The organism is Acetobacter oryzoeni (assembly GCF_004014775.2).
Lineage (GTDB): Bacteria > Pseudomonadota > Alphaproteobacteria > Acetobacterales > Acetobacteraceae > Acetobacter > Acetobacter oryzoeni.
In genome coordinates, this window is sequence record NZ_CP042808.1 from 545912 (window position 1) to 560284 (window position 14373).

Annotated in this window: 10 protein-coding genes; 4 read left to right on the plus strand and 6 right to left on the minus strand. The window is 56.7% G+C overall.

Going from position 1 to position 14373, the window contains the following annotated elements; all coding sequences use genetic code 11:
- Positions 1–53: 53 nt before the first annotated feature.
- Positions 54–1259, minus strand: coding sequence for an energy transducer TonB (locus EOV40_RS02700; protein WP_050819348.1), 1206 nt, complete (start codon positions 1257–1259; stop codon positions 54–56).
- A gap of 124 nt (positions 1260–1383) precedes the next feature.
- The gene (locus EOV40_RS02705) at positions 1384–3531 is read right to left on the minus strand and encodes a M13 family metallopeptidase (RefSeq protein ID WP_208729246.1); all 2148 of its coding nucleotides are present in this window, start codon (positions 3529–3531) and stop codon (positions 1384–1386) included.
- Positions 3532–3722: 191 nt separating this feature from the next.
- Here EOV40_RS02705 and EOV40_RS02710 point away from each other — a divergent pair, with 191 nt between their 5' ends.
- Entirely contained in the window at positions 3723–6179 is a 2457-nt protein-coding gene (locus tag EOV40_RS02710; protein WP_128104972.1) for a TonB-dependent receptor, read from the plus strand.
- 144 nt (positions 6180–6323) lie between these two features.
- Complete coding sequence (locus tag EOV40_RS02715; RefSeq protein WP_128104973.1) at positions 6324–6911, plus strand: hypothetical protein; 588 nt, start codon at positions 6324–6326, stop codon at positions 6909–6911.
- 82 nt (positions 6912–6993) lie between these two features.
- Here EOV40_RS02715 and EOV40_RS02720 read toward each other — a convergent pair whose 3' ends face one another.
- From EOV40_RS02720 to EOV40_RS02735, 4 genes are all read right to left on the minus strand, one after another.
- Positions 6994–8724: a Hint domain-containing protein gene (locus EOV40_RS02720; protein ID WP_128104974.1), complete on the minus strand. Its 1731-nt coding sequence runs from the start codon at positions 8722–8724 to the stop codon at positions 6994–6996.
- Positions 8725–9181: 457 nt separating this feature from the next.
- The gene (ppk2, locus tag EOV40_RS02725) at positions 9182–10099 is read right to left on the minus strand and encodes a polyphosphate kinase 2 (RefSeq protein ID WP_128104975.1); all 918 of its coding nucleotides are present in this window, start codon (positions 10097–10099) and stop codon (positions 9182–9184) included.
- 55 nt (positions 10100–10154) lie between these two features.
- Entirely contained in the window at positions 10155–11768 is a 1614-nt protein-coding gene (locus EOV40_RS02730) for an inorganic phosphate transporter (protein WP_003622408.1), read from the minus strand.
- Positions 11769–11838: 70 nt separating this feature from the next.
- Entirely contained in the window at positions 11839–12063 is a 225-nt protein-coding gene (locus EOV40_RS02735) for a hypothetical protein (RefSeq protein WP_196332525.1), read from the minus strand.
- 238 nt (positions 12064–12301) lie between these two features.
- Between EOV40_RS02735 and EOV40_RS02740 the strand changes: the two genes are divergently transcribed.
- Together EOV40_RS02740 and EOV40_RS02745 are read left to right on the plus strand one after the other, a co-directional pair.
- On the plus strand, positions 12302–13297 hold the full coding sequence (locus EOV40_RS02740; RefSeq protein WP_050819352.1) for a thiamine pyrophosphate-dependent dehydrogenase E1 component subunit alpha: 996 nt from the start codon (positions 12302–12304) through the stop codon (positions 13295–13297).
- A gap of 47 nt (positions 13298–13344) precedes the next feature.
- Complete coding sequence (locus EOV40_RS02745) at positions 13345–14373, plus strand: alpha-ketoacid dehydrogenase subunit beta (RefSeq protein WP_019089856.1); 1029 nt, start codon at positions 13345–13347, stop codon at positions 14371–14373.

A 14373-nucleotide genomic window follows, 5' to 3' on the forward strand; every position in this document is an offset into this window, starting at 1 on the left:
CGGGGTATCGGCTGCCAGAGTGCATGCCGGTGCCCCGTTTTTTGTAGGCCGCGTTAGTTGCGGATAAGCATGTAGTTGACCGTTACATCAAAGTTGATGAACTTGTCTTTCATATCCGGCGGCACGGGCGGCAGTTGCGCCCCGTGGAACATACCTATTGTTGCGGAATCCAGATCGGAAGATCCAGACCCGCTGGTAAGGAACACTTTGAACACATGCCCCGTGCGGTCCAGAATAACATGCACGGATGATGGGCCTTCATCCCCCCGTTCTGCCGCATCTGGCGGATAGTACAGGTGGCGCTGGATCCATTCATCAATTTCCGCCGCGTAATCACTGCTCACACCATGCACTGTGGTGCGTGATGCGTAGTGGGCGTTCAGCTCACCATTTTCCACCATCGGGCCAATGGAAAGGTCAATCGGGGCGCTGGAGCCACCGGGGCGGCCACGCTGCTTGCGGCGCGGGGCCGGGGCCTCGTTAAAGGACATATCCATGGGGTGGTCCAGCGGAGATGGCTTGTGGTGGCTGGGCCGGGGCGTGGGTTTGGCGTGCGGTGTGGGCCGCGCAGGCTGCGGCGCCTTGGGCTTGTGGCCCGTAACCGGGTGCGATGGCTTGGTTTCTGTCTTGTTTTCCACCGGCTTGGGCAGCCCATCATCAGATGGCGGCAGAATGGGGGCGGAGGGTGCCTCCTCTGCCGGGGGTGTGGGCGTGGGCTCGGCATCTGCCGGGGTTGGGGGTTCGTTACTGGTTTGGGCGGCGTGCTTGGCCTCGTTCCCGCCCCCTGCATCGGGGGATTGCGCGCCCACCATGCCGCTGGAGGCCTGCGGTTGAGAGAACACCATTTCCACCCCGGCGGCCTGCTGCGCAGCATCGGGGGAGCCTTGGGGCTTATGGTGCGTGGCCTGATACAGCAGGGCGGCCAGCAACAGCACATGCGCTAGAAAAGAGGCCGTAAGCACGGGCCCCAATGTGGGGTCTGCGTATATTTCCTTGCGGATAAGCGGGGTGGAGGTGCCCCGAACATTCACCCCCCGCGTGCGCGGCACAGGTGCAGCGGGAAAAAGGCGTGCGCGCACATCTTCCGTATCGGGTTGGGATGTGCGGGGGCTGGCGGTGTTTTCCGCAGCACTGGTGCCGTTATCGGGCAGCAGCCGGGGTTCCTGTCTGGCAGGATGGCGGGAAGAACTGAACCTGTCGATCATGACCCGCCCGTTATTCTCCACCTGTTCCGCAGGGTTTACGCATACCGGCCCCATGCCAGTGTGGTGCGTATTGTGTCATGGCTGCTGCTGTGGTGCCAGAGGAAGTTTGCATGAAGTTTGCCACACCGCAGGCCCATGCCGGGGCAGGGGCCATACGGTGTGGGGGAGGTATGAGACGTTACCAGATTTTTACGCGCTGATCTGGCGCAAGGTAGAGCTTATCTGTGGGCTGCACCTTCCATGCCTCGTACCACGCATCAATGTTGTGCATGGGCATGTTTACACGTGCCTGCGGTGGGGAGTGCGGGTCTGTCACCACCAGACGGCGGATGGTTTCTTCGCGCAGTTTTTCACGCCACACCTGTGCCCAGCCAAGAAACACGCGCTGGTCTCCCGTCAGGCCATCCAGTTCTGGCGCGGGCTTGCCTTTGAGCGAGGCATGATACGCATCCAGCGCCAGCGTGAGCCCACCCAGATCTGCAATGTTTTCACCCATTGTCAGCTTGCCGTTTACGTGCACGCCGGGCAGCACCTCAAACGCATCAAACTGCGCGCCAAGCCGGTCTGCCAGTTTCTGGAACCGGGCGGCATCTTCCTTTGTCCACCAGTCATGCAGGCGGCCGTGTTCATCAAACTGGCGGCCTTCATCATCAAAAGAGTGGGTCATTTCATGGCCGATCACGCCGCCAATGGCCCCGTAGTTTACGGCCATATCCGCCTTGGGGTTAAAGAACGGCGGTTGCAGAATGGCGGCCGGGAACACAACCTGATCAAACAGCGGGTTGTTATAGGCGTTCACGGTCTGGGGTGTCATGTCCCATTCATCACGGTCCACGGGTTGGTCCAGCCGTGTCAGCCAGTAGCGCCATTCATACGCCACGCCGTTGCGGGCATTGCCGTACACATCGCCCTTGTGCACTTCAAGGCTGGCGTAATCGCGCCATTTGTTGGGGTAGCCTACCTGAATTTCAAAGTTTTCAAGCTTGCGCAGTGCGGCCTGCTTGGTGGCGGGGCTCATCCACGTATTGTTGCGCAGGCGCACACGGAAGGCATCTTTTAAGTCCGTGGTCAGCTTTTGCATGGTGGTGCGGTTTTCTGGCGGGAAGTAACGCTGCACATACACCTTGCCCAGCGCCATGCCCATGGCGGAGCTGGTGGCCTGCACGCCGCGCTTCCACCGTGCGGGCAGGGAAGGCTGGCCGGTAAGGGATTTGGTAAGCGCAAAGCGCGCCTGCTCAAACCGGTCTGGCAGGTAGGATGTGGCGTTTTCTACCAGATGCGCAGCCAACCATGCGCGCAGCGTATCCATATCCGTATCGGCCACCACGCGGGCTTCTTCCGTAATGGCGGAGGGTTCGCCCACAACCAGTACGCGCTTGTCCAGCCCCTGTTCGGGCAGGCCGGCGGCGGAAAGCCAGATGGACCATTCAAACCCCGGCGCGTTTTTGGCCAGATCAGCCACTGTCATCGGGTTATAGGTTTTTTGCGGGTCTCGCAGGGTTTCACGCGCCCAGTGGGCTTTGGCTAGGCGTGTTTCAAACGTTACAATAGCTGTGGCGGCCTTTGCGGGTTCTGGCCAGTCTGCCAGTGTGAGCGCCTTTTCCACATAAGCCTGATAGGCCTTTTTCTTGCTGGCAAATTCCGGCTTCAGGTAATAATCGCGGTCTGGCAGGCCCAGCCCGGCCTGATCCAGATTAAGCGCATAGCGTGTGGGGTCCTTGGCATCCGGGTTGATACCCAGAGAGAACGGCGAGAACTGGAAGTTACCGGGGCAGGAGCCCGTAAGGGCTGCCAGATCAGACGGCGTTTTGATGGCGCGAATGGCGTCCAGATCTTCCTTGAGCGGGCGGGTGCCAAGGCTTTCTACTGCGGCCTCATCCATATAGGAGGCGTAAAACGTGCCCAGCTTTTCTTCAATGCTGCGCGGGTTTTCCACCGGATGGGCGGAAAGATCATTCAAAATACTCTGCACCCGTGTGCGGGAAAGCTCGGCCAGCGCGTTGAAGGGGCCATAGCTTGTCATGTCTGCGGGAATTTGCAGGTGGTCCAGATAGGTGCCGTTGGCGTAGCGGAAAAAGTCGTTCCCCGGTTTTACGCTCAGGTCCCGTCCTTCCAGGTCCACACCCCACGGGCCAAAGCTGGCAGGGGCTGGCTGCGCTGTGGGGGCGGATGGTGCGGCATGTGCCGGGGCAGAAGCGCCGGTGGTGGCGCCAACAAGGGCAACAGAAAGCAACAATGCGCCACGCAGGGAGGAACGGGAGAGGAGTTTGGACAAATGAAGTCTCCGCTTTCTTTCTTTTGGGGCAGATGTGCGGGGCAGGCCCACCCACCTGAGTGTTCGGAAACAAAAGAATATTTCACCCCACCTTACCTCCGCCGCGGAGGGCTGCCTACCCCGTGCGGTGCAGGCAAGTATGGGCTGACCGTAAGGGAATGAATTTTTCTGCCAGCCCTGTATGTGTGCTTGCATCTTGCAGGCATCCCCCGCATTAGGGGGCTGAAACACACATATATGTTATGCGTTGCACGTTATGCGGCGGCCCGCAGGTGCACAAAAGCAAGGGGTATGGCGTTATTTCTGGCCGATCAAGAAACAGGCAGCGTGTTGCCATGGGGCAGGGGCCACACCAGTGCAGGCGTGTTGCGGCGCAGCGGGCGCGCCGCGTTTTGCGCTGTGCCGGGCTTATGGCGCTGGGCCTGTGGCCCATTATGGCGCAGGCCGCCCAACCCGATGTGGCAGAGCACCAGCACCCGCACCCCCATGCCCATGGGCGGCATAATGCAGGTGCGCATACCGCCCACCATGCAGGCCCACCCGCAGCGGTGGAAGCCCGCAGCAGCACATCCGTGCAGGTGAACGCCCACCGGTATGATTACATGTTTCAACCCGCCCAGCACGAGCCAGATGCCACCACGCATCTTACGGCGGAGCTGCTGCGCAACCGTGATATTACCACCCTGCGCGGGCTGGAGCATGTGGCCCCCAACTTAACCATGCAGAGCATTAACGGCACGGCCTCCACCAACTTTTACCTGCGTGGTTCCGGGTTTAATGACTTCACCCAGAACAACATGCCCACCGTGCTGACCTATGTGGACGATGTAGCCTACCCCTACGCCGCCATGACAGACGGCATGATGTTTGATCTGGCCAGCGCCAGCGTAACCCCCGGCCCGGTGGGCACGGAGCACGGCCAGTCCACCACGGGTGGGGAAGTGCATTTGCGCACGGCAGACCCAACAGATACGTGGCATTTTGGGGCATCGCAGGATATTGCCTCCTACGCCCGCAGCCGGAGCGAGGCCTATGTTTCTGGCCCATTGGCCAAGGGGCTGGATTTTCGGCTGGCGGGGCAAACACGCCAAGGCGGCGGCTGGCAGCGAGACCCCGAAAATGGTGATCATTTAGGCGATGCCGATTTATGGGCCCTGCGCGGCAAGCTGCGCTGGCGGCCGGATGATAAAACCACCATCCAGCTTGGCGGCCATTTTGTGCAGGACAACAGCGAGGTTGTTACCCCGCAGGCCGTGCACCGTATTATCGGTTCCACCCCGCTGCCCGATTACGGCATGGGCACAGATGCGCAGTGGTCTTCCAATTCCACATTCGACAAGCTGATCGGCCGGCGTGATGGGTTAAAACCCAGTGAGCACAACCAGTATTGGGGCGCGGATGTGCATATTGTGCACGATTTCGGGCCGGTAACGTTTACATCTGTTAGCGCGTTTGAAACCGAACGGCGCGGCGAATACACAGATCAGGACGGCACAGCACGGCAGGAGGCCGATACCTACCGCACCATAGATGGCAACGTGTTTACGCAGGAAGCGCGGTTAAACGGTTCTGCCCTTGGTGGGCGGCTGAACTGGGTTGTGGGTGGCTATTATCAGCGCAGCCAGATGAACCAGCGCTTCTTTTTTAACTACACGGATTACGCCGCGCGCGGCTACATGATGTCCACCTCCTTCGGGCAGAACCAGCAAAGCGTTTCGGAATTCGGGCATGTTAGCTACCGGCTGCCGCATAACGTCACCATCTGGGCGGGGCTTTTGCACGAGCTGGATGACCGCAGCATTACGGGCCTGACATCGCAGATATTTGGCGGGGCCACGCACAACTTCCACGCAGAAAGCACGGCCTCCAACCAGTTTGCGGGGCAGGTGGGTGTTTCATGGCAGTTCGTGCCCAATGCCATGCTGTATTATAAAATGAGCAAGGGCTTTAAGCCCGGCGGCTTTACGGCCAACAACACGCAGGTGCAGGCGCAGCTAGACCCCTTCCACCCCGAAACGGTGCTGACATACGAGCTGGGCTTTAAATCAGACCCCATACCCAACCGCCTGCGCATTAACGGTGCGGCGTTTTATAATGATTACCATAACCAGCAGGTTGTGGGCACGGTGCTGATTCCCGATTACGGCCCGTTAAGCGAGATTACAAACGCCCCCAAATCTGAAAGCTGGGGTTTTGAGGCCACGCTGGAGGCCAACCCCATAAGCCGCCTGCACATTATGCAAAACATTGGCTGGCAGCGCGGGGATTTTCAGAACTTCCCCAACGTGGACCGCACCGCCACCAACGCCTATTACGCCAAGCACGGCACATGGAACGCGATAGAGCGCAACTTTGCCGGGGTGGACAATGGTTCCCCCAAACTTACCCTGAATGGTGAGGCCATGTGGCGGCAGCCTTTGGGCAAGGGGTATCGGCTGGATTTTGGGCCGGATTGGCAATACCGGGGCAGTCAGGCCATTGTGGTGGGTGGCACGGGGTATCAGCGCCTGCCATCGTACTTTTTGCTGGGCGCGCATGTGACGTTCCGCCCGCCTTCTGGCAAGTGGGAGGCCACGCTTTACGCCCGCAATATTCTGGACAAACGCTATGCAGAAAGCGGCGGCATGGCCACCACCACGTATTTTTATGTGCCCGGTGAGCCACGCTTTATTGGGGGCCGTGTTTCCTGCGGGTTTTAAGGGTGAATACAAGTATAACAAGCGCGTGATTCACGTTTTGGAGAGAAATAGGACAGAACTGGTCACTAAAAAACTATTTCTTATTTACTGGTAACGCTGCTTGTATTGCCTCCGTTCTTGTTTTCTTCAAACGGAGGTCTGGTTATGGCCGGTAAAAACGGTGCGTGCCTGATGGCTTTGGCGTTGCTTTTGGGGGCGTGCAGTTCTCGCATTGCGCTTAACGAGGCCTCCTTTCCCATTCAGGATCTGCCGGTGCAGCATTTGGTGCAAACGCCGGTGGCCTATAGTTTTGCTCCGGGTTTTGCCAAGCAGAACGCGCAAATAGCGTGCAGCCTTGGCGTAAATTATACCACAGACCTTGGCGCTTCTGCCGAGGAGCGGTTGCAGCAGGCCATTCATTCCAGCTTTGCCCATGCGCAGCAGGAAACCCCGCTTTCTCACGGTTATACGCTGGCCCTTTCCCTGCAAACGGCGGATGAGCAGGTGAGCGTTAAGGGCGGCATGTGGGATAACAAATACACGGTGGACACCACACTTAAAGGCACCGTGCAGGTGTTGAACGCACAGGGCCAGCCCGTGCAGGTGGTGCCCATTGCCGGGCAGGGCAGCAACACGGTGGCCGGAAGCTGCGGCGCACTTAAACGCGCCATGGTGCAGGCCAGTGAAAAAGCCGTGGCCCAGATTGGTAATGACTTTGTAGCCAAAGTGGCAAATGGCCACGTGTTAAACTAGCACATGGCCGAAGGTACCCGTTAAGGGCACGCAGGCTCAAGCTTACGTCAAGGGCCTGCATACCCCTTAATACAGTAGAAAATCAGGCAGAGTGTGCCAGTGTTTCTGCCTCTTTATGGTCTTCCACAATGTATGGGCCACCGGCCTGTACGGTCATGGAAAGCATGCCCATGTTGCCGTGGGTGAGATACCCATCCAGCGGCAGCACGGCATCACCATTTGTCCATACGCAGCCTGCGGGTTCTGTGGCGTACCAACCAGCGGGTTTTTCAGCCTGCAGATGGGCTGTGATGGTGTGCTTGTCATCGGCAGACAGAAGCTGAATGTCTGCAATGGCAACGCCCATGTAGCGGCGGTCATCCACAAACGGGCCAATCACATCTGCCGGGCGGCTGGCGCGGGAAACAATGCGCACAGATTGCGTGTTGGGCGGCAGCATAAAGCTGTACTGGTGCATGGTGCGGCGCATGGGGTGCACAATGGCGCCAGACTGCGTAATGAGATGCAGATCCGGGTTTGCGGTTGTTTCAACGGCTGCGGGGGCAGCGTGGCGCCCGGCAATGCTGTTTTTGCGATAGTTCAGCGCATGGAAAAGGGGTTCCACAAATGCGCGATCTACGCACAGAGGGGCTGCGGCATCGTGCTCCCAGCTTTTTGCGGGGGTGCGGCGGCCAATGGTTACAACTGTGCCAGACTGCTGGAAGGCAGCACGGTTGCCTGTATCCAGATAGCTTTCTGTGAGCACACCATTTGCCTTGATGATGGAATGCTGCGCGGTTTCAATGTGATAGTATTCGTAAGATGTAATGGAGGTATCATAGAAAATGGAACCACCATTTACCAGCATGCGCGCGGGCACAAACTTGCCATCAAAGAACAGGCAGTGTTCGGGCGTAATCAGCAGGTCTGTGCTGGGCACGTTGTCTGTTAGAGCATTGGCCAGAATGCGGATGGGGTAACCGGCTTCATCCTGCTTTAAGGCGGTATTGACCTGCACAGGGGCATGGCCTGCCCATGTTACGTGGCTGACTTTCTTTTTACCATCTGCATAAATGCAAACGGCATCACCAACCTGCATATCTTCAATCTTGCGCAGGCCTTCTGGCGTTTCAATCAGGGAGCCAGCAAGGAAGCAGTTGATGGTTGCGGTATCACCATCATAGCCAATTTTATCTGGGGATTCATTCTGCACAAAGGTGAGGGACTCCACCAGAACATCATCCGGGTTTGCCGCATTTACAACTTTGTAGGTGTTACCCCCCAAGGAAACCCATTTGATCTTGATGGCAGTGCTGCCATCATCGGATTGGCGGGTGTTGAAAGTGATTGCGTCATAGCTGGAAAAATTGATGACGGAAGGAACAGATTTCTGTGATCCCGTCAGATTAAGGTAATTTGGGTTATCACTGTTTGCGGTTGGCCAGAAAGACGCAACAGACGTAAAGGTGCCAGATGGCTGAACGGTGGAGTTATCAATGGCAACGGTGCCGCCGGTCATATTGCCATAGGCCATCAGATAGAGCGAATTTACCTGAAGTGTTCCGCTGTAATTATCCATGCTGATATCGTTATCAACAGTAAAGCCAACACGTTGTGAAGAATCACCGGTGTAATTGTTCAGCGCAACGTTTGTGTCACCTGTAATGGTGAGGCTTGAGATTTCAATGGCAGATGGAATGTTGATTGTCTGATTCTGGGTGGTGTTTGTATTAATCACCACGTCAGAATCTGATGTCGGAACACCGCCGGACCAGTTGCTTGCGGTATTCCAGTTATTGTCACCGGCAGCGCCAGTCCATGTATCGGTTGCCATAAAATACCCCGAAAAGTTAAACAATTGACAACATACAGACTTACGGCAGGATTCTGCAAGCATTTTAAGTTATTTTAAAATAAACAATAAGGAGTATTTCTGTAAAACAGGCTTTATGTAATTGTTTTCTTTTAAGTAAGATTAATATAAAATTATCTATTGTTTATACTAATATTTTTTAGGTTTAAATATTTTTGTTAATACGGGAATATTTCATTAATAAATGAAATTAAATTATATTTTACAAGTATTTATTAAAAACGAATATATTTTTATTTGTTGTTGTTTTTATTTATTTTCAAATGTCGGTTTGTCTTTGTTGTAACATCAAAGAAAATCCATATTTTTTCACGAAAAAACGAGTTTTTCTTTTGTAAAAACAAGAAAAACTCTCGGAACATGTGAGTTCACGATTGCATAAAACCGTGAACTCACAACACGTTCCTACCCGCGCAGATTAGTAGATTTCGGGCACAATCATGGCGTCTGGTGTGGGCTGGCGTTCGTAATCAGAGTGATACACGCGCGGGGGCAGCACCACTTCTGGGCGGGGCACAGGTTTATACGGCACCAGAGAGAGCAGGTGGTTAATGCAGTTCAGGCGCGCGCGCTTTTTGTCCACGGCCTGCACAACCCACCATGGGGCTTCCTCAATGCTGGATTTTTCCAGCATGGTTTCCTTGGCCTTTGTATAGGCTTCCCACCGGCGGCGGCTTTCAAGGTCCATGGGGCTGAGCTTCCACTGCTTCAGCCGGTCTTCCATACGGGCGCGGAAGCGGGCTTCCTGCTCATCATCGGTGATGGAGAACCAGTATTTCACCAGCTTGATGCCGCTGCGCACCAGCATGCGCTCAAACTCCGGCACAGAGCGGAAGAATTCTTCGTATTCTTCATCCGTGCAAAAGCCCATCACGTGTTCCACGCCGGCGCGGTTATACCAGCTGCGGTCAAACAGCACGATCTCACCCGCAGCAGGTAGATGCGCCACATAGCGCTGGAAATACCACTGCGTTTTTTCACGGTCTGTTGGGGCGGGCAGGGCGGCCACGCGGCAGATGCGGGGGTTCAGCCGCTGGGTAATGCGTTTGATCACGCCGCCCTTGCCTGCGGCATCTCGCCCTTCAAACAGCACCACAATGCGCTGGCCGGTGGCCTGCACCCAATCCTGCAACTTCACCAGTTCGGTTTGCAGGCGCACCAGTTCCCGAAAATACTCACGGCGGAAGGCATTTTCAGATTCAGAAATGCTGCCGTCCAGCCCGTCTTCCTGCAATTCCAGTTCTATTTCTTCGTCCAGGTCATCAATAATTTCCTGGCGCATCCGCTCACGTTCATGTTCTGCAGCGCGAAGAGTATCTGTTGCCTGATCTGTCATATCCAAGGCCCTCAAGCAAAGAGCGGGGCACTTTGGGGTGCCCCGCTCTGATTTATTAGAAGATGTGGCGGAAGATAAAGTAGAGCACGCCGCTGATCAGCATGGCGGCGGGCAGGGTTGTTACCCACGCCATGGCCATGGCGCGCAGGGTAGCCCATTGTAGGCCACCGCCACCGGCAACCATGGTGCCAGCCACACCGCTGGAAAGAATGTGCGTGGTGGAAACCGGCAGGCCATAGCGTTCTGCCAGGCCAATGGTGCCCATGGCCACCAGTTCTGCCGCAGCACCCTGTGCGTAGGTCAGATGGGTTTTGCCAATTTTTTCACCAACGGTGACCACAATGCGCTTCCAGCCCACCATGGTGCCAAGGCCCAGAGCCAGCGCCACGGCAATTTTAACCCATGTGGGAATAAAGCGTGTGCCTGCGTTAAGCTGGCCCATAAACTTGCTTAGCTCGGCACTTTCATCACCCGTAAAGCCGGAAACCTTGCCCATGTTGCGCACGGCTTCTGCCACCAGATACATGTCTGTGCGCACGTTTGGCACAGCAGCAGCCGGAATGGCCTGCAGGGAATGATAGCTGCCAACAGACTGTGCAATATCATCAGACAGCACGCCAAGGGCGGAATAGATTTCCGGGCGGGCCACTGTTTTGGTGCGCAGCGCATCGGTTACCTGTGCGCGGGCTTCTTCTGCACTTGGCAGGCTTGGCGCGGCAGAGCCGTGCACTTCAAACACATGGGCGGCCTGCTGTGCGGTCTGCACAAAGGCGGGCATCATGTCATCTGGCATGGCGCGGTTAAGCGCATACGCCGTGGGGGCCGCACCAATAAGGATAAGCATGATAAGGCCCATGCCCTTCTGCCCATCGTTACTGCCGTGGAAGAAGGAAACACCCGTGCAGGTGCCCACCAGCAAACCACGGATCCACAGCGGCGGCGGGGCATCACCCTCTGGCGCGCGATACAGGGCCGCGTTGCGGATAACCAGACGCATCAGGATCAACATGCCCGCTGCCAGCACAAAGCCGCAAACGGGGGAGAACAGCAGAGCGGAAAACACCTTGCGCACCTGAGACCAGTCCACCCCATACAGGGCGCTACCGGCAGGAGACATCAGCTGGTTGGCAAACCCAACACCCAGAATGGAACCCACCAGAGCGTGGGAGGAGCTGTTGGGAATACCAAAGGCCCAAGTGGCCAGGTTCCAGATAATGGCGGAAAGCAGCAGGGCAAAAATCATGGCATGGCCGGCACCGCTGCCAACCTGCAGGATAAGCTCTACCGGCAGAAGCGTGACAACACTATAAGCCACCGCCCCGGATGAAACCAGAACGCCAGCAAGGTTCCACATGCCAGACCATACAACCGCCACCAGCGGGGGCAGGCTGTTGGTGTAAATAACGGTGGCCACGGCGTTTGCCGTATCATGAAAGCCGTTTACAAATTCAAAGCCCAGCGCAATCAAAAGCGCCAGAGCCAGCAGTGCAAAGGCCCCAATGGCCATGCCGTTTTCACCAGCAGACCGCAGGTCTGCCAGAACACTATACCCTACAAAAACAAGGGCTGCCGTCACCACACCCATAAAGAACATGCGGAAGGCCTGGTTGGTGCCTCCCTTCATGTTTGGGCGTGGTGCGGCAGCCGGACTCAGCAACGTGCCGGACATGGATTTTTCCTGACTGTCAATTTCACTCTATAGGGGAAAAGCAGACCTTTTCCCGTCCTGCTGTCAGGGGTCAGACGGCGTGGGCCGGCTTGCCGGCCACATGGGCCGCTGTAGCAGGGCGTGCACCTGCACACACCTTGCGGCGTGCGGTATGCGGCAGGGCTGCATACGGGTGCGGGGTGCCGTTACGTTCCCATACATATAGCAAAGTGGTGCGCCAGCGCTCACGCACGGCTTCGCGCCACTTGGGCTTATGTGCATCGGGCTGCATTGCAGTAACTGATTGAGCACACATTGTCTGCTTCTCCTCCAAACAGGATGAGCAGTCCTTTAGCCCCTTGCTGGCCGATTGTGCGTGACGCTTTCATGACAACCTCTGCGAACTGTTCGCAAAAGCGTGAGGCTAACTGCCTGAAAACACGTTATTATATTGAAATAGTAATATCACATATGCGTTAATAATATAGATTGGCCCCTATAGGCCGGAACGCCGCCTTTCCTCCCTACGTTGGCACCCGTGTAACGCTGTGCAGATGTATGGAAAGGTCAGGCAGAACATGTCGGTTCAGATTTCAAGAGAAGCCCTGCTGCGTGCGTATCGGAGCATGCGTACCATTCGCGTTTTTGAAGAACGCCTGCACGTGGAATTTGCCACAGGGGAAATTCCCGGCTTTGTGCACCTTTATTGCGGCGAGGAAGCCTCGGCCGTTGGGGTGTGCGCCAACCTTACAGATAACGATACCATTGCCAGCACCCACCGTGGCCATGGGCACTGCATTGCCAAGGGCGTGGAAGTGGGCGGCATGATGGCCGAAATTTATGGCCGCCATACCGGCGTGTGCCGGGGCAAGGGGGGCTCCATGCACATTGCGGATCTTTCCAAGGGCATGCTGGGGGCCAATGGCATTGTGGGCGGTGGCCCACCGCTTATTTGCGGGGCAGCACTTTCACACAAAACGCTCAAGGATAACGGTGTGGCCGTGGCGTTTTTTGGTGATGGAGCCTCTAACGAGGGCACTACGCTGGAAAGCATGAACCTTGCCTCCGTATGGCATCTGCCCGCTGTGTTTGTGGTGGAAGACAATGGATATGGCGAGGCCACAGGCGCAGCCTATGCCTGTGCTGGCACGCAAAAGGACAGGGCCGCCGGGTTTGGCCTACCGTATTTCTCCTGCGAGGGAGATGACTTTTTTGAGGTGTATGAAACAGCCCGCGCCGCCATAGATCACGCACGCTCTGGCGAAGGGCCGGTGATGCTGCATGTGCATCTTAGCCGCTGGTATGGGCACTTTGAAGGCGATGCCATGAGCTACCGCAAGGCCGGAGAAGTGGCCGAGCAGAAGAAAGATCATGATTGCCTCAAAAAGTTTCGCGCCCGCGCGGTGGCGGAAAACCTGCTGCCCGAAGGCGATATGGATGAAATAGACGCCGCCGTGGCGGACGAGGTGGAAAGCGCGGTTGTAACCGCCAAGCAGGCACCGTGGCCGCAGGACAAAGACCTGATGGCCGATGTGTACGCGCGGTACTAACTCCTCCACCAGTTTTTCAGCCACACAGGCAAACGGGAACCAGAACAATGGGTAAGAAAAGTTTCAGACAGGCCATTAACGAAGCCCTGCGGCAGGAAATGCGGCGTGACCCACGGGTGATCCTGATGGGGGAAGACATTGCCGGGGGCCGTGGCGGCACCGCTGGCATTACAGATGCCTGGGGCGGCGTGCTGGGTGTAACCAAAGGGCTGTGGGAAGAGTTTGGAGATGACCGCGTGCTGGACACGCCCATTTCCGAGGCCTCCTACATTGGTGCAGCAGCAGGTGCGGCGGCCACCGGCCTGCGCCCCGTGGCCGAGCTGATGTTTGTAGATTTTGTGGGCTGTTGTCTGGACCAGATCATGAATCAGGCGGCCAAGTTCCGCTACATGTTTGGCGGCAAGGCCACCACGCCGCTGGTTATCCGGGCCATGTATGGCGGCGGGTTTAGTGCGGCGGCCCAGCACAGCCAGGCGCTTTACCCGCTGTTTACGCATATTCCGGGGCTTAAGGTTGTTATCCCGTCATCACCGTATGAGGCCAAGGGCCTGCTGATAGAAGCCATCCGGGATGATGACCCCGTGATCTTCCTTGAAAACAAGGTGATGTATGATGATGAGGAAGATGTGCCCGATGAGGCCTACACCATTCCGTTTGGTGAAGCGAACGTAACGCGTGAAGGTGAAGATGTAACCATTGTGGCCATCGGCCGTATGGTTGGCATGGCCAACGCCGCAGCGGATGAGCTGGAAAAGCAGGGCATTGGCTGCACGGTAATAGACCCGCGCACCACATCCCCGCTGGATGAGGAAACCATTTTGGAATCCGTATCCGAAACCGGCCGCCTTGTGGTGGTGGATGAAGCCAGCCCGCGCTGTAACATGGCGTGCGATATTTCTGCCCTTGTGGCGGAAAAAGCGTTTTTCAGCCTCAAGGCACCTATCCGCCGCGTGGTGCCGCCGCATACGCCGGTGCCGTTTTCCACCCCGCTGGAAAAGCTGTACATGCCAGATGCAAATAAAATTGCCGCTGCGGTGCGCTCCATTACTTCCAGCCAGAAACAGAAGGTTGCATAA

Excerpts from the sequence above, each read along its gene's own strand:
- EOV40_RS02700 (WP_050819348.1), bottom strand. The coding sequence starts at position 1,259 with ATGGGGCCGGTATGCGTAAACCCTGCGGAACAGGTGGAGAATAACGGG.
- EOV40_RS02710 (WP_128104972.1), top strand. The coding sequence starts at position 3,723 with ATGCGTTGCACGTTATGCGGCGGCCCGCAGGTGCACAAAAGCAAGGGG.
- EOV40_RS02715 (WP_128104973.1), top strand. The coding sequence starts at position 6,324 with ATGGCCGGTAAAAACGGTGCGTGCCTGATGGCTTTGGCGTTGCTTTTG.
- EOV40_RS02720 (WP_128104974.1), bottom strand. The coding sequence starts at position 8,724 with ATGGCAACCGATACATGGACTGGCGCTGCCGGTGACAATAACTGGAAT.
- ppk2 (WP_128104975.1), bottom strand. The coding sequence starts at position 10,099 with ATGACAGATCAGGCAACAGATACTCTTCGCGCTGCAGAACATGAACGT.
- EOV40_RS02730 (WP_003622408.1), bottom strand. The coding sequence starts at position 11,768 with ATGTCCGGCACGTTGCTGAGTCCGGCTGCCGCACCACGCCCAAACATG.
- EOV40_RS02735 (WP_196332525.1), bottom strand. The coding sequence starts at position 12,063 with ATGTGTGCTCAATCAGTTACTGCAATGCAGCCCGATGCACATAAGCCC.
- EOV40_RS02740 (WP_050819352.1), top strand. The coding sequence starts at position 12,302 with ATGTATGGAAAGGTCAGGCAGAACATGTCGGTTCAGATTTCAAGAGAA.
- EOV40_RS02745 (WP_019089856.1), top strand. The coding sequence starts at position 13,345 with ATGGGTAAGAAAAGTTTCAGACAGGCCATTAACGAAGCCCTGCGGCAG.